Raw genomic sequence first — 20,801 nt, forward strand, 5'->3', positions numbered from 1 at the left:
GGAAATCCCAAATGGCGTGCACCCAGCAGCGCGCGGCCTGTGTCTTCTACTGTCCTTCCTGAAGCCAGGGATCACCGGCTCACTCGTCCACTGGGAGATCCCCCGACCTCAGGAAGGAACCACGTGCAACTGAGGCTGATGTACGTGATCATCGCGGTCCTCACGGCGCTTGTCGCCGCTCTGGCCGGCAGTGTCATGACTATCTTCGAGGGAGTGCGTCCGGCGGCGGCCTTCAAGACCGGAGCATTGACCTTCGCCGGCTCCCTGACGCTCCTCATCGTGGTCATGGGCGCCCTGGGTGTGGTGGGCTCGTGAGTGACGTGAGTGCCCTTGGAGGGCACGTGCAGGCCGAGGGGGCCTCCTCGCTCGACGAGGTGCTCGCGAAGGTGCGCCGACACCGCACGCACCTCTCGCGGCTGATGAACGCCCACGACGCGACTCGCCTCGTCCTCGGGCTGCTGTACCTGAGCCGGACCGCTCACGCCGCTCCCGGCGCCGGCGTACCGACGTGGTCGTGGTTGCTGGGTCAGCCGGCAGGGCGCGATTCGGGAATCCGCGCTGCCGTGAGCAAGTGTCTGAGCCACTGGTTTCCCGCAGCCGATGAACAGGGCGCCGACGCGGGCACGGGGAGCCTGATGCCCGTTCCGCCCTCCGGTTCCGAAGGATCACTGCACGCTCTCATCCAGGCCATCGGCTCCACCCAGCGGGTCGGGCCCCTGCTCGACCAGTGCCTCCGTGACCTCTCGGCGAACCAGACCCAGGCTGACGGCAGTCACTACTTCACGCCGGGTGACATGGCGCGTCTCATGGTCGGTGCGGCTGTCCCCCGCGACGGGCACAGAGTGCTGGACCCGGTCTGCGGTTCAGGGGGACTGCTCGTCGAGAGTTACTGCTATGTCCGCGAACGCGTCGAGCTGCACCCGACTATGTCCCTGCAAGGGAAGGAACAGCACGCCCACACCTCACAGGTGGCCCGCATGAACTTCGCGGTGCGGGGGATCACGGCTCACGTCTTCCCGCCCGGGGACAGCCTCGCGGAGCCCGAACCCGAGCCCCACGACATCGTTCTGGCTAACCTTCCCTTCAACCAGCGCGACTGGGCACCGGACGACAAGACGGAGCAGAGTACCCGCCGGTCGGCTCCCACGCTGCCTGTCGATCCCCGGTGGACGGAGGAACCGCCGTCCCGAGGGTCCGCCAACTCCGCCTGGATCCAGCACATCGCGCACGCGCTGGCTCCGGCCGGACGTGCCGTCTTCCTGATGGCCGACAGCGTGGCCAACAGCAGACAGCCCGTCCCCCGAAGGCTCCGCGAACGCCTCTTGCGTGACGATCTGGTCGAGTGCGTGATCGCTCTGCCGCCTCGCGTGTTCGGTCACACCAAGGCCCCCGCCTGTCTGTGGGTGCTCAACAAGGACAAGAGCGCGCGCCCCGGCTGGGGTGTCCGGGACCGTCGCGAGCAGGTGCTGTTCGTCAACGCGCGGCGAGCCTTCGAACCGGTCCCGGATTCGAGAGCACGGAGGCTGGGCGACAAGAACACGGCATTGATCCTGGCCACCCTGGCGGCCTGGCGTGGCATCTTCGAGAACGGTGTCACGGCCGCGCCGTACAACGACGCAGCTGGCTGGTCCCGAAGCTGCTCCACCAAGGAGATCGCCGACCGCGAGTCCAGCCTGATGCCGACTTCGTACGCCGTGGAGCCTCCCAGCCCCGAGCGGGACACACGGAGCCGGGTCGAGCAGCTCAAGCTCGAACTGGCCGATCAGTTCGATCAGATGCGCGACCTGGAACTCCGACTGCTGGACGTCTTGGAGGAGATCTGATGGAAGCCAATGCCGACCAGGTCGCCTCGGGTAGAGCGGCTTGGCAGACGACCTCCATCAAAATCGAGCGGATCCGCAGGCGCATCTACACCACTTCCGGTTTCCTCGACGACGCGGCTGCTGATCAGGCTGCAGGAGTCGTCAGCTCGACGTTCGTCCAGGACGGCAGGATCCTCTCGCCCAGGGCCAACGAGTGTCGGCCGGGCGCGTCCCCGCCCAACCGGGCAACCCTCAGGGAGGGCGACCTGGCTGTCGTACTCGTCCGACGGGTGGGCGATTCCGCACTGGTCACCGCCGAGCATGCGGGATGTACAGCGACCAGGTCGATCGGCATCGTCCGCGCTGAACCGCACATAGTGCGGTGGCTGCGTATCTGGCTACAGACACCCACGGCGAAGGCCCACATCGACGAGGACGTGACGGCACATGTCGAGCCCACCATCAGTCTCGACACCCTCCACCGCATGCTGTTTCCGCTGCCCCCGCCAGACGTCATCACCGCATACCACCGAGCCTTCGGCCTCATCGAGGAGATGACCGCCCTCTACCAAGAGACCGCGCGCAAGGCCGTGGAACTGGCCGACGCACTCCATGACGACTGGGCGTCGACGATTCCGTCGTGGGAGACCCGACCGCTTGCGAAGGTCGCCAAACCGAAGACAGGCAAAGGATCCGAACGCTCGCTACCCCCGTTGCCCACAGAACCCACCACCGACGTAACCGATGTAATCGCCCCTAAAGATCTCTACGACCTCCCAGTGCCCCACGTCCAGAGGTTTCGTCTGAACAGCCCAGTGGGCGACGGCGAGGTACATCCTCCGGGCACCTTGATGCTGAGCACCCGTTCCGACGGCGCACACATCGCTGTGCCGAGCCGACCAGCAACACCTCTCAGAGGCGTCGTGGCCGTACGACCTATTGAGGACGAGGACAGTTGGTGGCTGCTCCACGAACTCAGGAGTAGGAGCAGCGACATCGCACGGCTGGCACAGGGCCAGAACGGCCGGGAAATTTCCGCCGGCGCCCTCAAGCGCCTGGAGGTCACCTGGCCGGACCAGTTCACGCGCACCGACTTCCACACGATGGCCGACCCCCTGCACGCCATGGCGCGACTCCTGGTCGCCAAGATCGCGACGCTGCACACCATGCGGGACGCGCTCCTGCGTGACATCTCAGCGAAGGCCGGCGTCCTTCGGGAACCGACAGCCGAGCCGGAAGAGCAGGGCACTCCTGCTGACCGGCAATGAGCCAGGATGGTCCCCGGAGGCGGACAGGCACCCGCGTGAGAACTGTGGAGATATGAACGCCAGGCCGCTGCTGAACCGATGGCTGGGCTGACTTGGGACGACGATCTTCGCGGAGATGTCGGCACCGGCGACAGTGACGGGCGCGATCACCTGGGCTAGGGCTTCCCGGACACGGACGGCCCTGAAGAGATCCGATAGGCCGCCGTCCGCGCCCTGCAGGAGGGGAAGGGCAACCAGTCCCCGCCCGGCCCGGTCATCCCGGAACTGCGCGCCGCGATCTCCGACTACCAACGGCACTTCTACGACCTCTCCATCGACCCCGACACCGAGATCCTGGTCACCGCCGTCGCGACCGAGGCCATCGCTGCCACCCTGCTGGCGCTGTTGGAGCCGGGCGGTGGTCCTTCTGGTGTAGGGCAGGCAGGAGGGTGCGTCAGTCGTCCGGCATACCGGGGATGGTCGGGGCTCACTCAGTCTTCTTGTCGCCTTGCTCGTCGTTCCCGCGCAGACGACGCGCTCGCTCGGCGATACCGCTGGAGAGCTTGTTTTTCACCGAGTTGGCCCGGTCGAGGGTCTCGTTGCCAAGGCTTCGGGCAGCACCAACACCATTTACTCCTTTTTCCAACGCTCTGTCCCTCACCTCCAGGGCAGCTTCCGTCCATCGCCTCGCCTCAGATGAGTCGCCACCGGACTCGATTCCGAGCCGCACGTGAAAGTCATGGACGCCGGTCGCGACCTGGTTGCTCGACTGGACCACAGCCGGGGATGTGGTCGGGTGGAGCAACACCTTCGCGTTGGCCGAGTCAGCAGCGGCGTTCATCCTGGCCAGCAGAGTTTCGGTGCTCCGAGAGATGTGCTCCAGCCGACCTTGCCGGGCGGCCTTCAGGCCGAGGCGATGCCCGTTGAGCTCATCGGGGGACGCGTCCAGCACCCTGTCGAGTTCGAGTACGGCGATCGCGTCCTGCAACTGGAAACAGCGAGCCAGAACGGCGAGCCATTCTCGAACGATGCCCTCAGCCTCCTTGACCATCGTGGCGAGATCGCCGATCTTGGTCTGACGCTCCATGTTCTCCGCGAGCGCGTCGAGTTGACGCAGCGCGTACGCCTGCGTCTCCGCGATCGTCGCCGGCGCGGAATGCACCTTCGACCAAGTGACCTCGTCGACCCTGCCCCGCTTCTCTCGGATGGTCATGGCCTCCTCGATCACGAAGCCCACTCCGATCATGCGGGCCAACACAGTGTCCTTCTGGGCACGCAGTACGTCGTCGACCTTCTTGTCGATCGCGGCGAGATAGTCAGTGATCTCGTCCATGGTCTGTTGCATCGCAACCTGCGCCATGAACTTCCCGGCGTTGGCAAGAGTCGCCGGGTTGGACAGGAGCGATCGGGGCGCGTGCGCGAACTCGAGGAATCCCTTGATCTGGCCCTTCTGCCCCTTCAGCACACCCGTGCTGAGCCCTGTCTTCGCGCTCTCCCTCAGGCCATGCTTCTTGAGGAGCAGCGCCGACTTCGGGGTCAGCTTCACCCAGTGAGCGGAGTTGGCGGCGATCTCCGATCCTGCCTCGGTGACTGCAGCACCCGTGGCGAAGACGGACTTGTACCAGCGCGGTCCGAGGCTCTTGGACGGCAGTCCCTCCGAAGCGAGGAAGTTTTCGACATCCTTCGCGCTCCCGATGACTGTCAGCCCATCCCCGTCGCTGATCAGCTGAATCTCGTTGTCCATGGTCCGCTCCTGCAGTGGCTTCTCGCCGTCGAAGGTGGTCGAGGTTCGCAGAGTGATCGCCGGGCCGTGGCCGAGGTCTCCCGAGGGCGGGAGACCTCGGCCACGACACGGTCGGGATGTAGGTGCACTGCTCTTGCGCCGACGTGGCCGCGCGGGCTCAGCTGTCGGGCATACCGGTGGTGGCCCACTCGTCGGCGAAGTGCTCCATCTGCTTCAGGACCAGCTTCACCGCCTCCGCACGGCGGTCCGGCGGGTAGCCGTGGCGGGCCAGCAGGCGCTTGATGGCGCTGCGGAGACCGGCACGGACCGGCTCGCGGGCGATCCAGTCCGGCTTGAGCTTCTTCTGGACCTCCGCGACGAGGTCACGGGCGATGCTCGCCAGGATCTCGTCGCCCATGAGTTCCTGAGCCGTGCCGTGCTCGGCCACAGCGTCGTAGAAGGCGAGCTCGCGCCAGTTCAGCGGCGGCTCGAACTTCTCGCCGCGCCGAGCGTCTTCAACCACTTCCTTGGCCATCTCGACCAGCTTGGCGATGAGTTCGGCACTCGTGTACTGCTGCCGCGTGTACCGGATCATCAGGTCCTGCAGACGGTCGGAGAAGGCCGTGCGGCGGACGATGTTGTGACGCGTGACCTCACGCATCTTCTGCTCGATGAGCCGCCGCAGTGCCTCCGCCGCGAGGTGCGGGGTGTCGCTGCCCTGGAGCTTGGCGACGAGCGCGTCGTTTAGGTGCGTCAGGTCGGCCATCTCCAGGCCGGCCTCTGCGAACAGGTCCGATATCCCGCCGGTCTCGACCACGGACGAGGTCAGCTGGGCAAGGTACAGCTCGACGTCGCGGGCGACAGGCAGGCCACGCGCCTCGCGGTTCAGCGCGTCGAGCTTGGCCATGTAGGCACGGACTTCGACGAAGAACTGGATGTCCCGGCGCCAGGCTGGGTGGTCCGGGAAACGCTCGCCGATGTTCGTGGCACTGGCGCACAGCGCGTAGAAGCGCTCCAGGCGGTGGGAGCGGTCGCGGAAGCGCCGGCCGAGGGTCTGGCGGGGGTCGTCGAGCTTCTCCGGGTCATTGCCGGGGGTACGCGGGTTACTAAGGTACTCGGCGGCTCCGCCGGCGGCGTTGACGAACGCCTTCGTGGTCGGCTGTTCAAGTCGCGCTCGCCAGTTGAAGCCGCGCAGAATGTCGCTGAGGATGTCGTACTCGTTGCGCAGCTCATCCAGCGCGCGGCCGAGGTCCTGGCCGAGGGTGCGGTCCTCCTGGTCGGCGTCCGTGTACTCGGCGATCGCCTTCTGCAGGTTCTCCGTCAGCGGCGCGTAGCCGACGAGCAGACCGTCCTCCTTGCCGCGGAAGCGGCGGTTGACCCGGGCGAGGGCCTGCATCAGGTTGGCGCCCTTGAGCGGACGGTCCAGGTACATGGTGTGGACCGGCGGGGCGTCGAAGCCGGTCAGCAGCATGTTGTTGACGATGAGCAGCTCCAGCTCGTCGTCAGGGTCCTTGGCCCTGTTGATGACCGACTTACGCTGGCCGTCGGGCAGTGCATGGACGAGCAGGTGGTCCTCGTCCTTGCGGGAGTTCGAGGAGAAGACGATCTTCATCGCGCCCTTGGACGGCTCGTCGCTGTGCCACTCCGGCCGCAGCTCGCGCAGGGCGTCGTAGACCCGGACACAGATCTCGCGGGTCGCGCAGACGACCATCGCCTTGCCGGCCGCCCCGCCCTTCTCGGAGACGCCGACGAACGGCCGCATCCGCTCGCGCCGCTCCTCCCAGTGCGCCACCAGGTCCTCGGCGAGATCCCTGACACGGGCCGGCAAGCCGTACATGGCATTCATCGTGGCCACGGCCGTCTCGACCCGGCGGCGTTCGGTGTCGTCGAGTCCGTCGGTGATGCGGTCAGCCTCCTCGTCGATCTCCGTCGGGTCGACGTCCTTGCCGAGGACGAGCTTGATGACCCGGCCCTCGTGGAAGACCTTGACCGTCGCGCCGTCGTCGGCAGCCCTCTTGAGGTCGTAGATGTCGATGTAGCCGCCGAAGACCTGGCGGGTGTTGCGGTCGGCCTCGGAGATCGGCGTTCCGGTGAAGGCGAGGAGCGTGGCGTGCGGGAGGGCGTCGCGGAGGTGGCGGGCGTAGCCGTCGAGGTTGTCGTAGTGGCTGCGGTGGGCCTCGTCGACGACGACCACGATGTTGCGCCGGTCGGAGAGCAGTGGGTGGTCGGCCCCCGACTCCTTCTCCTCCTTGGTCCTGCCGAACTTCTGCAGGGTGGTGAAGAGGATGCCACCGGTCCTCTTGGCAGCGAGCTCCTCCCGCAGTTTGGCCCGGGTCGCGACCTGGAGAGGAGTCCCCGGGAGGATCTCGCTCTCGAGGAAGGTGGAGTACAGCTGGTCGTCGAGGTCGTTGCGGTCCGTGATGACGACGACGGTCGGGTTCAGCAGGGCCGGATCGCTCATCACCATCGCCGTGGTGAGCACCATCTCCTCGGACTTGCCCGAGCCCTGCGTGTGCCAGATGACACCGGCCTTCCCGTCTCCGGCTGCCGCTTCGCGCACCTTCTCCGCGGCCCGGGTCACCGCGAAGTACTGGTGCGGCTTCGCGATGCGCTTCATCCGCTTGGGCGGCACGAAGTTGATGAAGGACCGGCACAGAGAGAGGAACCGGGTCTGGGTGAACAGCCCGTGCAGCGCCAGGTTCTGACCCGAGTCGGCCACCCCGTCGCCGTCCACGGCGAACGGGGTGACGCGGGCCCCGGTCTCGTCCGTGTTCCACGGCGCGAAGTGCTCGTACGGGGTGAAGGGCGTGCCGTACTTCGCCGTGATGCCGTCGGAGAGCAGCACCACCGCGTTGTAGCGGAAGGCGGTCGGGAACTCCTTCACGTACCGGGCGACCTGGGAGTGCGCGTCCTGGAGCGTGGCGCTCTCGTCGCCGGCGCGCTTCAACTCCAGCACGGCGAGCGGGAGTCCGTTGACGTACAGAACGATGTCGAAGCGGCGCCGCTTCTCGCCGTCGACGACGGTTACCTGGTTCAGCGCGCGGTACGTGTTCCCGTCCGGGTCCGTCAGGTCGACGAGGCGGACGGTCGGGTTGTGCTCGGCACCGAAGGCGTCGGTGTAGACGACGGAGCGGATGCCGGTCGTCAGGTAACCGTGGGCGGTGCGGTTCTCCTCGTACGTGTCCTGCGACTCCGGGGTCGCCGCGGCGGCGATGGCGTCGCGTACGGCGTCCGGGGGCAACTCGGGGTTGAGCCGCTCGATCGCCTCACGGAGGTCGGGGTAGAGGATCAGGTCGTCCCAGGACTTACGGTGCCCGGAGCCGGGGGCGAACTCGTTGCCGGATGCCGGCAGCCAGGCCAACTCGGCGAGCTCGTCGAGGGCAAGCAACTCCCAGTCGGCTTCCAGGGGGCGGTGGTTCGGGCCTCTTCTGCTTCCGCTCTCGTCGTCGTGCGTCATGTGTGATCCTCGACAATCTTCTCGGCGTCTTTGACGTGAAGGCGGCCGGACATGAGCTGGGGGAGGAGGGTGTCGCGGAGGGTGGCGAGGGTGCGTGTCTCCACGAGGGCGTGAGCGGCAATCTGCAGGAGCGGAGAGGTCTTCGCCGACCACGCCGCGAGCCGCGCGGCGGTGGGCACCCCACACTCAAGTTCTACGATGATCCTTTTATTGATGTGCTGCTGGGCCCCGCCCGAAGCATGCTTGGTGAGATCGGCGACTCGTGCCTTGATGTCGTAGAACAGCCAGTCGGTGAGCGCCGGGTCGTCGGACCAAACCCCGGCGACGTTCTGACTACCCCCGGCGACGATCTCCAAGCGGGAGACCTGCCCCATCGTGGCGCCGGTAATCCCAATCAAGGTGGCTCCGGGCGGCATAAGCTTCACAGAGCTTGCAGACAACCCATCCTCGGTAATCATCTCGCTGGGCTCAAGAACGCGGAATTCGTTGGCCTTCCCGGAATTGATCCAGTTGATCGTCCCGCCAGACCAGTACTCCGGAATGGAGCGGCTCGGCGTACCACCGACCACTACGTGGGCCAGCCGACCAAGGTGTTCGGACTCTGCGGGCAGGCCGGCTTGTTCGCTCTGGTAATGAGCGCTTACCAACGTGTCCGCTGTGGCTGCGATGTGCTCGTTGACGGCGATCTTGTCATCCAGTGACCCAATGACGGAGATAATCCCTTCGCGTTCTTGACGCGAGGGAAGGGGTACCGGGAGTACACGCACATCTTTGAGATTGAGTGTGGCCTGCACTGTTGTGTTCAGGCGTTCCCGAATGTATTGCTGGGCATCCTCGGATTCGATAAAATACTGCAGCCATCGAGGAGAAATATCCGGGATAGGCCGCAGTACTCCGATTGCCCTAGCTACGTTCCACCCGGCGAGCCGATCTGAAGCGATTGCCACCTGCCCCGTAGACCCAACCAGGGTCAAAAGGACCTCACCGCCTTGTAGGCGGGTTCTCGAATATTTGACCTCGACGTCAGGAGATACGCGCAGGGGATCACTTGTATCGATTCTTCCATTGCGCACATCCTTGACACGTACGATCGGCACCCCGGTCGCCTCAGCCGATCCCGGCTGCACAATTCCGTACGAGACCCCACTCTTCAACAAGGATTCGAGTGGGACCCTGTTCCACTCAGACATCGACCCTCCCCAACTGCACGCGGACCGTCTTCTCCAGCTCCGCCGACCTGTCGAACAGCCCGTACAGCTCCTCCGTCAGCGCAGCGATCCGCTCCGCCACCGCATCCGCCCCCTCTTCCTCCGCCTCAACCGCCCCCACGTACCGCCCCGGCGTGAGCATGTACCCGTGCTCCCGCACCGTCGCGAGGTCGGCCGAGAAGCAGAACCCCGCCTCGTCCGCGTACGCCAACCCCTCCTCGCGCGCCGACGCCGTTCCCCGCCACGCGTGATAGACGCCGGCGATCTTCGCGAGGTCGACCTCCGTCAGGACCCGCTCCGTACGGTCGACCATCTCGCCCATGTTCCGGGCGTCGATGAACAGGATCTCGCCGCGCCGGTCGTCCAGGCGCTTCGCGCCCTGCGGGGTCTTGTCCTTGGCCAGGAACCACAGGCACGCCGGGATCTGCGTCGTGCGGAAAAGCTGGGACGGCATCGCGACCATGCAGGCCACCAGATCGGCCTCCACCAGCGCCTGACGGATCTCGCCCTCTCCGCTCTGCTGGGAGCTCATGGACCCGTTGGCCAGGACGATGCCGGCCGTGCCCCGCTCGCCCAGCTTGGCGATCATGTGCTGGAGCCAGGCGTAGTTGGCGTTGCCCTTCGGTGGTACCCCATACCTCCACCTCGGGTCACCCTCGTCCCTTGCCCAGTCCTTGATGTTGAACGGGGGGTTGGCCATGACGAAGTCGGCCTTGAGGTCGGGGTGCTTGTCGTCGGCGAAGGTGTCGCCCCAGCGGGGGGCGAGGTTGCCGTCAATGCCGTGGATGGCGAGGTTCATCTTGCCCAGGCGCCAGGTGCGTTCGTTGAGTTCCTGGCCGAAGACGGAGATGTCGGCCTTGTGGGCGCGCCCGGCGTGGGCCTCGATGAACTTGGCCGCCTGGACGAACATGCCGCCCGAGCCGCACGCCGGGTCGTAGACCCGTCCCTCGTACGGCTCCAGGATCTCCACGATCAGCCGGACCACGGACTGCGGGGTGTAGAACTCGCCGCCGCGCTTGCCCTCGGCCCGCGCGAAGTTGCCGAGGAAGTACTCGTACACCTCACCCAGCACATCCTGTGCGGGCTTGTCTCCGCTGCCGCCGAAGCGGGCGTCGCTGATGAGGTCGACGAGTTCGCCGAGGCGCTTCTGGTCGACGTTGTCGCGGTTGAAGATCTTTGGCAGGACGCCCGTGAGCGAGGCGTTCTCACGCATGACCGCGTCCATCGCGTCATCGAGGAGCTTGCCGACACCCTGGCTCTTGGCGTGGGTGGCGATCCACGTCCAACGGGCGGTCTCTGGTACCCAGAAGACGTGGGCGCCGGTGTACTCGTCCCGGTCCTCCAGGAAGTCGTCCATCCGGTCCTCGGTGATGCCGTCATCGGCGAGTTCCGCGGCGAGTTGGCCCCGGCGCTCGTCGAAGGCGTCGGAAACGTACTTCAGGAAGATCAGGCCGAGGACGAACTCCTTGTACTGCGCGGCGTCGATGGAGCCGCGCAGCTTGTCGGCGGCCTTCCACAGGATCGCCTGGATCTCCTTGGCGGTGGAGGCGTTGAACAACTCCGCCTGTTCGGTGGGTTTCTTCGCAGCGGTAGTCATGGGGCAGACCGTCTCCTTCAGTCGTCGGTTCCGGGCAGGTTCTGGATGGTGAGCGTGCCGTCGGCGATGCCGGCGGCGGTGAGGCGGACCAGGTCGTCGAGAGCGGCGGACTGCTCCCGCAGGAGGTGCGCGCGGGTCTCGATCTCGGCGAGCACGGAGTCGAAGCGCTCGGCCTCGCGCCTGCTCAGTTCAGGGATGAGAAGGTCTTCGATACCTCGCGAGGCCCGCACCGCACCGCTGGTGCGCGCGTAGTCGGCGGCGGCCGCCCGCAGCAGTACCGCGAGCACTCGTGGCAGCACTGGCGGGTCGGCGTCGGGGGTGACGCGGAGGATGCGGGCCGGGGCTGCCACCAGGGACATGCCCGCTTCGTCAACGTAGGTGCCGAAGTGGGGGCTCGTGGTGACGACGATGTCGCCCGGCTCGGTGAACAGGGCGTGTTCGTAGCCGGTGAGGAGAACTCCGCGGTCGATGCGGCGTCCGCCCGGGCGTGCGATGCCGAGGACCTCGTCGGGGGTGAGCACGGTGTAGTGGCCGTCTGCCGTGAGGTGTTCATCGGCGAAACGGTGCCCGGGGCGTCGGCGCAGGCGCCGGTCGTCGAGGAGCCTGCGGACGGTGGTGCGCCGCACGGGCTGATCGTCGGGACGTAGTACGGCCTGGGTCCTCAGTGCCGTGCGTAAGTCGGCGCGCTGCCGGGCCTGCTCGTGCAGCTCCGTCAGGCGCTGCTCCAAGGCGCTGATGCGGACCGGACGCTCGATGACGCCCCGGGTGTAGCGGGCCATGGGCGGGCGGTGCTGGGTGGTGAAGGCGGCGCCCGGCCGGTCGTCGAGGTCCTTCGCGGGGACGATCACCGCGTGGCGGGGTTCGTGGCGGCGGTCGTCGCGCCAGGGGGCGGCGCGCCAGATGGCGATGTCCTCGGCAAGCACGTCAAGGACCGTGTCAGTGAGCGGCTGCGCGGAATAGTCGGCGAGAAGGACCAGGCCCGTGCGGTGTTCCGCCGAGGTGCGGGCCAGCACCCAGAGGGCGGTGCGGTAGCCGGGACGGTAGGGGAACGCGCCGTCGGGCAGGCTCACCGCGGCCTTGAGTAAACCGTCCCGGAGGAAGGACCGGCGTAGACGGTCGGCCTCGCTGTGCCGGGGGAACGGGCGTACGAGCACGTCGGCGGGGCCGAGAACGACGGCTGTCGAGCCTTCGTCGAGGTAGTCGGTGAGTGCCTGTACCTGTTCCAGGACGACCTGTGGGCTCCGGTTCTCCCCCGACTCGTAGGGGAGGACGGAGACCAGCAGATGGGGATATCCCCAGTCGTCGACGGGCAGGTCCTCCCCTTCGGTGACGCCGAGGTCGAACTCGTTCACGCCTCGGACGAGCATCCGGCGGCGGACCAGGCGGGCCCGCACCGGGTCGGGGTCGGCGGCGAGGTAGGTGTGGCCGGAGTCCTCGGCGGCCCGGGCGTGCAGGGCGGCGAGCAGGTCGCCGGAGCGTGCGTGCGGGGTGGCGACGACGGAGCCTTCGTCGAGGGTGTTGACGCCGGACAGGGCAGCGAGGGCGCGTACCACGGCTGGGGTGGGCTCGTCGGCGGCCAGGTCGTGGGAGCCGAGGCGGCGCCGGGCCTCCAGGACCCAGTCGAACGCCTCGGCGGGGGTGTAGGCGGCCTCGGTCAGCTCGTCGGCCAACGCGGCCAGCTCGGGACCGATGCGGTCCGGCTCCAGAACGGCCTTCAACTCGGCTGACACGTACGTGTCCTCGGGATCGAGCTCGTCGGCCTGGGTGAGGACCGCGTCCCAGCTCTGGCCCGAGAGAGGGACGTCGAGTTGCTGGCGCAGGCAGATCAGCGCGGTCAGCGCTCCCACCAGGACGGAGGCGGAAAGGACCGGCGTCCGCCAGGCGGCCAGGGTGTACAGGGCCAGTTCGGCCCGCAGATGGCGGGCGTCCGCGTTACCGCGGCCCGTCGTCGTCAGCCAGTCGACGACCGCGCGGGCGTCGAACAGGGGCCGCCCTTCCTCGTGGGCGACGGGAGCGGGAAAGTCGGGGTGCCTACGGCTCCAGGTGGTGGGGACGGGCCGACGCACCTGGGCAAGGGTGGCGATTTCCGCATACGTGATCCGCCAGGCCGGCGGCTCGGGCACGATGGGCGACACGGCCTCTTCGCGTGTGCTGGTCACTCGCTCCACTCTCCCTTCCGTACCGGTCCTGTTCGGGCATCCTCGCCGGTCGATCAGCGGGCACCGACGCAGGCAGAACACTACCGAGAAGGGGAAAGGGGCAGGAGAGGAAAGCTGATAACCCCGGTTATCAGCATCTCCAACAAATTTCTGATCCTTCCGGTCCCACTCTGGTGCTCGTTCGGCGCACCGACACCCGGTGCTCGCCGCAGTCGCGATCCGGAGGTCTCCCCATGACTGACATGCCCTCGATGCCGCCCGTCCACCAGCCGTCGGAAGGCATGGGCCCCGGCCCCGGCTGGGCGACGGTGCCTCCACAGCCGACGCCGCACACGTTCACCCAGCCGCCCGTGCCGGGCCTGCCGCCCGCCGGGCATACGCCCTCGCGGCGCAAGGTCTGGCTCACTCACGGCGCGACGGCACTCGTCGCGCTGATCTTCGGTGCCGCGATCGGTGACGGCGGAGAGTCCGGCGCTACGGCGGGCTCCTCGAGTCCCGCCCCGGCCGTCACGGTCACCAAGGCCGCCGCGGGCGAACCGAAGCCGGCCGTGACTGTCACCGAGACGGTCAAGGCGACGGTCACCGCCAAGCCGAAGCCGGTGAAGAAGTCCGGCCCCCCGAGCAGCTCCTCGGGCGAAGGCCAGTACCTCGTGGGCGAGGACCTCCAGGCCGGCACCTACCGGACCTCCGGCCCGGAGAAGGACAGCATCATCCCCAACTGCTACTGGGCGCGCCTGAAGAACGCCTCCGGCGAGTTCGACGCGATCATCGCCAACGACAACATCCAGGGGCAGGGCCGCGTCACCGTCAACAAGGGCGAGTACTTCAAGACCAGCGGCTGCCAGGACTGGCAGAAGGTCGGCTGACGTCGAGGAGCCTCCCTCCCTGGCCGCCTGAGAGGTGTCCCGTCACGGCGCTCTCTCGCGGACGGAGGCCGCCCTTCGAGCTGACGGCCTCGAGTACACCCTCGGCGGCTGACCGCTCACGGGGAACCGCCCACCGGCGTACGTGCGACGCGCGCACGCCATCGGCGACCGACCGCCGCCCCTGTCGACTTCGTCATCTCCGACATCTCTGGGTGTCGAGCTCATCGGAACCGGCGCAAGGGGATAACCCAGCGCCCCCGCAGCACAGCTGTTGCGCCACTTCCCAGTCAAGTACCGGATCAAGGAGCACTCCCATGACCAGTTCGGAACAGAACGAGCCTGCCGCGTCCCCCTCCGCGCCCCCCGCCCCACAGGCTCCTGCCGCCGAGTCCGTGCCGCTCGTAGACCTGGTGGAGACACGTCTGGCTGCCGCGCCCCTCGGCGAACCCGTGAAGGCGCTCCTGACCGAGGCACTCGGCAGCGCGCAGACCCCGGGGAACTCGCCCATGGGCCGGATCTTCCTCGACTCCGTCTCTGTGGAAGGTTTCCGCGGCATTGGCCCCCGTGCCTGGCTGAACCTTAGTCCCCGGCCGGGTGTCACGCTCGTCGTGGGCCGCAACGGCTCGGGGAAGTCCAGCATCGCCGAAGCCATCGAGACGGCGTTCACCGGCACGAACATGCGTTGGCTCGGGCAGGATGCGACGCGCACCAGCAACTGGCGCAACCTGCACGATGGCGCCAAGACGGAGATCGAGGTCAAGCTGACGGTTGAGGGCGACTCCGGCCGGAGCACGCTCACTCGCGCCTGGACCGGCCACGACATCACCGACTGCGTGGGCACATTCCGGCGTCCGGGACACGGCGCAGTCCCCCTCGACCAGGCGGCGTGGAAGCAGGCCCTGACGGACTACCGTCCCTTTCTGTCGTACGTCGACCTCGGCCGCATGATCAGCGGCAAGCCCTCCCAGATGTATGACTCCATCGCCACGATCCTCGGACTCGGGCACCTGAGCGCCGCGTACAACCACCTTGGGCTGCAGGAGAAGGTGCTGGGCGACGCGGTTAAGGCGGCGAAGAATGAGTTGCCGGAGATCAAGGCCGCGCTGTACGCGCTCGAGGACGACGAGCGTGCGGTCCAGGCGCTCGTCGCCATTGAGACGAAGGGCCGGCCCGACTTCGAGGCACTGGACAGGCTCGTGGCGGGCCTGCCCTCCGAGGATGATGGTCTCCTCGCCGAACTGCGTGCCGCGGTCGACATGCGGGGACCTGACCTGGAGCAGGTCGGAGCAGCGGTGGACCGGCTGCGCGAGGCACTCGCCGGAGTCGAGGACGTGCGCCTGACCGGGGCCGAGGACGCGTTGCAGCGCGTCGGCCTGCTGGAGAAGGCCCTGGCCCACAGCAACCGTCATCCCGACGAGGGCTCCTGCCCGGTCTGCGGCACGGAACGGGTCCTCGACGCCGCGTGGGCCGCCGACGCCGATGCCCAGATCACCCTGCTCCGGCAGGAGGCGAAGACCGCCGAGGACGCGCGCAGCGAACTGCGGTCGGCGGCACGGGCGGCTCAGAACCTCATCGAGACGCCTCAGCGGATCCCGGCCGCCCTGACCGATCCCTGGAACGAATGGCTCGCCTGTCGTGCGATCAGCGATCCGGCTCAGCTCGTGCATCGCTTCCACGACACCGCCTTGACCCTGGCCGACGCCTGCGCCGCCGTGAAGGACAACGCGGTCCGCGAGCTGGAGAAGCGGGACGAACGGTGGCGCCAGCTCGTCACGCGCCTGGCGACCTGGACGGAAATGGCCCGCACCGCGGCGGACGCCGAGCCCCGGCTCGGCCATGTCAGGAGGGCCCGCACCTGGGTCAAGACTCTCACCGCCGAGCTGCGGGAGAGGCGTATGGAGGGCTTCACCGGCCACTCCCAGCGGATCTGGGAGAAGCTTCGCCAGGAGAGCGACATCGACCTCCAGTCGGTGAGCCTTCAGGGCAGCGAGAGGGCCAACGTCCGCAAGCTTGTCATGGACGTCACCGTCGATGGGGAGGAGGCTTCCGCGCTGAGCGTCATGAGCCAGGGAGAGCAGCACTCTCTCGCGCTGTCCTTGTTCCTGCCCCGTGCGGCCACCGCCGACAGCCCGTTCGGCTTCATCGTCATCGATGACCCCGTGCAGTCCATGGACCCGGCCAAGGTCAACGGGCTCGCCCAGGTCCTGCACGAGCTCGGCGAGCACCGGCAGGTGGTCGTGTTCACCCACGACACCCGGCTTCAGCGCGCTTTCACGACCCAGGAGCTGCCGGTCACGGTGTTCGAGGTCGAGCGGGGCAAGGCGTCCAAGGTGAACGTCAAGGCGGTGACCGATCCGATCCGCCAGGCGATCGCGGATGCCAGGGCTCTCGCCAGCACCGAGAGTCTTCCGGAGGCGGCCCGCACCCACGTGCTCCCCGCACTGTGCCGGATCGCGCTGGAGAACGCCTTCGTCGAGGCGGCCTGGGTCCAGCACCTCCGCTCCGGGGGCTCCGAGCACGATCTGCAGTCCGCCGTCGCCGACGCGGACAAGCTCATGAAGATGGCCGCGCTGGCCTTCTTCGGCGACATCGGCCGCACCGGTGATGTCTACCGGGAGCTCCGCACCCGTTGCGGCCCGCGTGCGGTGGACCTCCTCAAGCAGTGTCAGAGCGGTGCCCACGCCACGGGAACCCGCATCGCCGACGCGCACCGCTTCGTGACCGAGATCAGCGAGCTCGCGCAGAAGGTGCGCAAGACGGAGGTGGCAAAGTGACCGGCGCCGCAAGTACTTCGATCGACGAACTACTGCTGACAGCCGACCAGTTGCTCTCCGACCCCAGCATCGAAGCCTCGGCGGCCGGGCGGCACCGTGGAGCCTCACTCGCGCTGCGGACCGCCCTGGAGATCGCGGTCGACCGCACACTCGACGCCGTGATGCCGGGACTGGCCGGCATCACCACGCGGGCGAAGATGCTCTGCCTGCGCTGCTACACCGCCGCGACCACCGCCCGCAGGGCCAACTCCATCTGGTCGCACCTCTGCCTCGGGTGCCACTACCACCAGTACGAGATCGGCCCTACCCGAGACCAGGTCCACGCATGGCGTGCGGAAGTCAGCGAACTGGTACGGGAATTGCCTCGTTGACCGAATATTCACAGCTGGCCCATGCGTCTGGTAAGTCTTTTGCCGGGGGGCCGGGCATATTCCCGGCGCGCGGCGTCTCTTGGGGCGCCGCAGGGGGAGGGGACGTACATGAGCACCACCGTGCGCGACGAGATCATCGCCGAAGAGCAGAAGGCGGTGGACCGCGCCTACGACTGCTACGAGAAGCGACTGGCCGAACTGAGCGGCGGCTCGATCGCCACGGCCTCCGCCAGCGGCAAGGACAGCGTCGCCAACCGGAAGGACGCCGAGGAGAAGGCCGCCGAATACGCTGGCCTCGGGGACGCGTCGCTGGTCGTCAGCCGCGTCAAAGTCCAGCCGGGCGAAGAGTCGGACACCTTCTACATCGGCCGCCGTGCCGTTTCCGACGTCGAGACTCGCGAGACCGTCGTAGTGCTGTGGACCGCCCCGGTGGCGGAGAAGTGGGGGGAGGCCCGGCCCGAGGCGCCAGGCGAAGTGCTCCTGCGGAGACAGTTGCGCTGCGCGAAGAACGTCGTCGAAACGTACGTCGATGAAATCTCCGTCTTTTCTCCCACCACGCCGTCTGTCATCGACGGCACCGAGCCCGAAGCGGGGGTCCAGGACGATTCCAAGGTCGCGGCGTCCGAGACGCCGACGGCCCCGCCGGCTCCTACCCCGTCCGATGTCACCCAGCTCCATCGGCAGAGACAACAGCCGCCCGACGACTTCCTCCTGCGAGAGCTCCAGCGCTCCCGCAGTGGCAGCATGCGGGACATCGTCGAGACCATCCGCCGCGATCAGATGGATCTCGTCACCGGTTCTCCCGCCGACATCCTTGTCGTGCAGGGCGGCCCGGGCACCGGAAAGTCCGCGGTCGGCCTGCACCGCGTGACGTGGCTCGTCAACAACGACCACTTCAAGGCGCAGGACATCCTGGTCATCGGCCCGCACGAGCGCTTCCTCGACTACGTCGGCCAGGTCCTCCCGACCCTCGGCACCCGGAACATCAACGCGGTTCAGATGAACCGCCTCTGGGACGGCGATGTCCTCGGCACCGACACCCCACGCGCGCGACTGGTCAAGTCCGACGACCGCATGGCCGCCGTCCTGCGCCGACGCGTGGAACACGAGTGCCGCCCCGACGCGATCGACGAATTCACCACTACGCCCTCATACAAGGACGCCAAGCCCGAACTCGCGGTCACTGCTGGCAGTACCACTCTGCGTATCCCGCGTTCCGAGGTTCTCGTCCTTCTCCAGGAGGCACGCGAGGGCGACGGCTCCTACCGGGAGCGCCGCAACCGCTTCCGCAGTCTGCTCGTGGACCGCCTGCTGCAGGAACTCGTTGCTCTGGCCCCACGCCGCAGCCAAGGAGACACGATCCGCCGGGACCTGGAACGCAACCGCCAGGTCGAGCGGCTGATTGAACGCGTCTGGCAGTCGCCCGGTGACAGGGAAGCCCTCCGAAGCCTCTACGACTCCCCCGAACTCCTGCGCACCTGCGCCGACGGCGTCCTCGACCCGGAGGAGCAGGCAGCCCTTCACCGTCCGAGGGCAGCCACGGCGGACGCCGACCTCTGGACCCTCGACGACCGCGTCTGCCTGGAAGAGCTGCGCTACCTCATCACCGGAGAGACTCCACAACGCTACGGGCACATCGTCATCGACGAGGCCCAGGACCTGACCCCCATGCAGGCACGCTCACTGCGCCGACGCATCGCGGTCAACGGCTCCATGACCGTACTCGGCGATCTCGCCCAGGCCACGGGTCCGCATGCCTACGCCGACTGGGACCGCCTCGGCACTCTGCTGTCCGACCACGGCGACTGGCATGTCGCCGAACTGAACACCAGTTACCGCGTACCGGCGGAAATCATGGAGTTCGTCGCACCTCTGGCTCGCACGATCTCCCCCTCGCTCCCCTACCCGCGGGCGGTGCGCGAAGCGGGCGCCGACAGCGTCCGGATCCTGGCAGCCGAACCGTGGACGCTGCTCGACGAGACCGTCACTCAGACGACCCGGCTCGTCGGCACCAGCGACGGACACACCCTGCGCCGCGTGGCCGTCATCGTCCCCGACGACTCCGGCTGGCTCGACGAGATCAATCATCATCTCGACCAGACCCCCGACCTCACCGAAGAGCACCGTGCCACCGTGTCCGTTCTCGCCGCCGCCCACGCGAAGGGCATGGAGTACGACCACGTCCTCGTCGTCGAACCCGCCACCATCGCCGACCGCGGACCGGCTGGGCTGCGCCAGCTCTACGTCGCCCTCACCCGAAGCACCCAGAGTCTGACCGTCCTGCACACCTCCCCGCTCCCGGATGCCCTCATGGACACCACCGATACTCTCGGGCCTGGAACCACCCCCACCGAGCCGTCGATGGCGGCCGCTGACGTCCCCGAGATCGGCACCGACATTCGTGTCCGCGTCCTCGACCGGGGTACAGGCGGCCGCTACAAGGTCGAAGCGCTCTCCCCGCCGGTCGAGGTCCCGCTGATCCTGACCGTCCGCCACGGATCGACTCCGCCCCGCCCCGGCGAGAAGCTGGACTGCTGGGTCTTCGCGCAGGAGAGGAACCACTGCCTGCTCACGACGGACCAGCGTGGACGCCAGCCCATCTCGGCGAAGATGGCCGAGCGCTACCTGGCGGCGCTCGGCGTGTTCGACGAACTGACCACCGACGGCGTCGCCCTACCGGAGAACGCCCGTGAACGGCTCTCCGAGCTCAAGGGCATGGCCAACCGCGTACTCCGCCGCGACCAGGCGGACTGGGTGGACGTAAGACGAGTGCTCGGCTCACCCGACAGACAGCGTCTGAACATCTTGCGTGACCTCGCCGCCGAAACCAATCGCGCCCTCAAGGACGACAGCCTGGACGTGAGTCGTCTCCGCGAGAACCTGGCGCGAACGGACTGGTCCCCCTCTCTGGCCCAGGCCAGGGAGACGCTTCAGCACCGCATGACCACCTTGACCGAGCCGACAGCCGAGACCGCACCCACACCCTCCGCACCGCAGCCCGAGCAGGAAGCAGCCGAGCCCATGGCATTCGCCGAGGACACCGCCGTAACGACACCGTCCGCGACGAATCTTCTGCACACGCTGGAGACCACCGCGGCCGCCGACCGCACGTGCAAGAAGCACGAAGCGGTGCGCCACGCCCTGATGTCGGCCTTGTTCGAGGCCGACGAACAGGCGACGTCATCCCAAGTCGTAGATGTCAGCCGCACGGCCGAAGATGGCGACTTCCTATACGAGATCCTCGGCGCCGGTCACTCCGCCTATACCGACCTCCGCTCGGGTGCCGCCCGCCTCCTGGAGATCAACCACACCCTGGCAGCCCCCGCCGACCGTCTCTACCTGGTCCTCACCGAGCCTCCGGCCGAGGACTGGGCCGCCGAAACTCTGCTCGCCGTCTACGGTGTCCACCTCCTCTGGCGCACCCACAACAGCTGGGCCGGCCGGGACAAGGATGCCGCCCTGGGCTCGGCGCAGCCGTAGGCGCCATCGGTCTAGATTGATCACTTTGGCAGCAAGAAGGAACGATGCGTGGCGCAGAGTGCAGCGGGAAGGGTCACTCGACCCGCCCCGCAGCCCCGAGCACACAGCTGACCGCCG

12 protein-coding genes and 1 pseudogene are annotated in these 20,801 nt (G+C 67.6%); 8 read left to right on the forward strand and 5 right to left on the reverse strand.

What is annotated here, in order from left to right:
- Window positions 1-123 precede the first annotated feature (123 nt).
- From OG734_RS26365 to OG734_RS26380, 4 genes and pseudogenes are all read left to right on the forward strand, one after another.
- Window positions 124-315 (forward strand): hypothetical protein, encoded by a 192-nt coding sequence (locus OG734_RS26365; RefSeq protein ID WP_330289960.1) that lies wholly within the window; start codon window positions 124-126, stop codon window positions 313-315.
- Entirely contained in the window at window positions 312-1,823 is a 1,512-nt protein-coding gene (locus OG734_RS26370; protein WP_330289961.1) for an N-6 DNA methylase, read from the forward strand. Before OG734_RS26365 ends, OG734_RS26370 begins: the two co-directional genes overlap by 4 nt.
- The gene (locus tag OG734_RS26375; RefSeq protein WP_330289962.1) at window positions 1,823-3,070 is read left to right on the forward strand and encodes a hypothetical protein; all 1,248 of its coding nucleotides are present in this window, start codon (window positions 1,823-1,825) and stop codon (window positions 3,068-3,070) included. The genes OG734_RS26370 and OG734_RS26375 overlap by 1 nt, the downstream gene beginning before the upstream one ends.
- A 115-nt stretch (window positions 3,071-3,185) precedes the next feature.
- A pseudogene (locus OG734_RS26380) lies at window positions 3,186-3,466 on the forward strand (aminotransferase class I/II-fold pyridoxal phosphate-dependent enzyme); the annotation flags it as partial.
- A gap of 70 nt (window positions 3,467-3,536) precedes the next feature.
- On the opposite strand, the gene OG734_RS26385 reads toward OG734_RS26380, so the two are convergent.
- The 5 genes from OG734_RS26385 to OG734_RS26405 all read right to left on the reverse strand — a co-directional run bounded on the left by OG734_RS26385 (window position 3,537) and on the right by OG734_RS26405 (window position 13,193).
- Window positions 3,537-4,793 (reverse strand): hypothetical protein, encoded by a 1,257-nt coding sequence (locus OG734_RS26385; protein WP_330289963.1) that lies wholly within the window; start codon window positions 4,791-4,793, stop codon window positions 3,537-3,539.
- A 157-nt stretch (window positions 4,794-4,950) separates the two neighbouring features.
- A complete protein-coding gene (locus OG734_RS26390) occupies window positions 4,951-8,229 on the reverse strand; it encodes a type I restriction endonuclease subunit R (RefSeq protein ID WP_330289964.1) in 3,279 nt (1,092 codons plus the stop codon).
- Window positions 8,226-9,419: a restriction endonuclease subunit S gene (locus OG734_RS26395; protein WP_330289965.1), complete on the reverse strand. Its 1,194-nt coding sequence runs from the start codon at window positions 9,417-9,419 to the stop codon at window positions 8,226-8,228. Before OG734_RS26395 ends, OG734_RS26390 begins: the two co-directional genes overlap by 4 nt.
- Window positions 9,412-11,034 (reverse strand): class I SAM-dependent DNA methyltransferase, encoded by a 1,623-nt coding sequence (locus OG734_RS26400; RefSeq protein ID WP_330289966.1) that lies wholly within the window; start codon window positions 11,032-11,034, stop codon window positions 9,412-9,414. Before OG734_RS26400 ends, OG734_RS26395 begins: the two co-directional genes overlap by 8 nt.
- 17 nt (window positions 11,035-11,051) lie before the next feature.
- Window positions 11,052-13,193: a hypothetical protein gene (locus OG734_RS26405; RefSeq protein ID WP_330289967.1), complete on the reverse strand. Its 2,142-nt coding sequence runs from the start codon at window positions 13,191-13,193 to the stop codon at window positions 11,052-11,054.
- A 233-nt stretch (window positions 13,194-13,426) separates the two neighbouring features.
- Here OG734_RS26405 and OG734_RS26410 point away from each other — a divergent pair, with 233 nt between their 5' ends.
- The 4 genes from OG734_RS26410 (at window position 13,427) to OG734_RS26425 (ending at window position 20,684) form a co-directional block, all read left to right on the forward strand.
- Window positions 13,427-14,059 (forward strand): hypothetical protein, encoded by a 633-nt coding sequence (locus tag OG734_RS26410; RefSeq protein ID WP_330289968.1) that lies wholly within the window; start codon window positions 13,427-13,429, stop codon window positions 14,057-14,059.
- A gap of 314 nt (window positions 14,060-14,373) precedes the next feature.
- Window positions 14,374-16,833: an AAA family ATPase gene (locus OG734_RS26415; RefSeq protein ID WP_330289969.1), complete on the forward strand. Its 2,460-nt coding sequence runs from the start codon at window positions 14,374-14,376 to the stop codon at window positions 16,831-16,833.
- Window positions 16,830-17,204, forward strand: coding sequence for a hypothetical protein (locus OG734_RS26420; RefSeq protein ID WP_330289970.1), 375 nt, complete (start codon window positions 16,830-16,832; stop codon window positions 17,202-17,204). Before OG734_RS26415 ends, OG734_RS26420 begins: the two co-directional genes overlap by 4 nt.
- Before the next feature lie 108 nt (window positions 17,205-17,312).
- Window positions 17,313-20,684 carry a HelD family protein gene (locus OG734_RS26425; protein ID WP_330289971.1) on the forward strand — a complete coding sequence of 1,124 codons (3,372 nt, stop codon included), beginning with the start codon at window positions 17,313-17,315 and terminating at the stop codon, window positions 20,682-20,684.
- The last annotated feature ends 117 nt before the right edge of the window (window positions 20,685-20,801 follow it).

The organism is Streptomyces sp. NBC_00576 (assembly GCF_036345175.1).
GTDB lineage: Bacteria > Actinomycetota > Actinomycetes > Streptomycetales > Streptomycetaceae > Streptomyces.

What these genes read in the sequence shown, in the direction of transcription:
- OG734_RS26415 (WP_330289969.1), top strand. Translation starts at nt 14,374, where the DNA reads ATGACCAGTTCGGAACAGAACGAGCCTGCCGCGTCCCCCTCCGCGCCC.
- OG734_RS26385 (WP_330289963.1), bottom strand. Translation starts at nt 4,793, where the DNA reads ATGGACAACGAGATTCAGCTGATCAGCGACGGGGATGGGCTGACAGTC.
- OG734_RS26400 (WP_330289966.1), bottom strand. Translation starts at nt 11,034, where the DNA reads ATGACTACCGCTGCGAAGAAACCCACCGAACAGGCGGAGTTGTTCAAC.
- OG734_RS26375 (WP_330289962.1), top strand. Translation starts at nt 1,823, where the DNA reads ATGGAAGCCAATGCCGACCAGGTCGCCTCGGGTAGAGCGGCTTGGCAG.
- OG734_RS26425 (WP_330289971.1), top strand. Translation starts at nt 17,313, where the DNA reads ATGAGCACCACCGTGCGCGACGAGATCATCGCCGAAGAGCAGAAGGCG.
- OG734_RS26410 (WP_330289968.1), top strand. Translation starts at nt 13,427, where the DNA reads ATGACTGACATGCCCTCGATGCCGCCCGTCCACCAGCCGTCGGAAGGC.
- OG734_RS26390 (WP_330289964.1), bottom strand. Translation starts at nt 8,229, where the DNA reads ATGACGCACGACGACGAGAGCGGAAGCAGAAGAGGCCCGAACCACCGC.
- OG734_RS26395 (WP_330289965.1), bottom strand. Translation starts at nt 9,419, where the DNA reads ATGTCTGAGTGGAACAGGGTCCCACTCGAATCCTTGTTGAAGAGTGGG.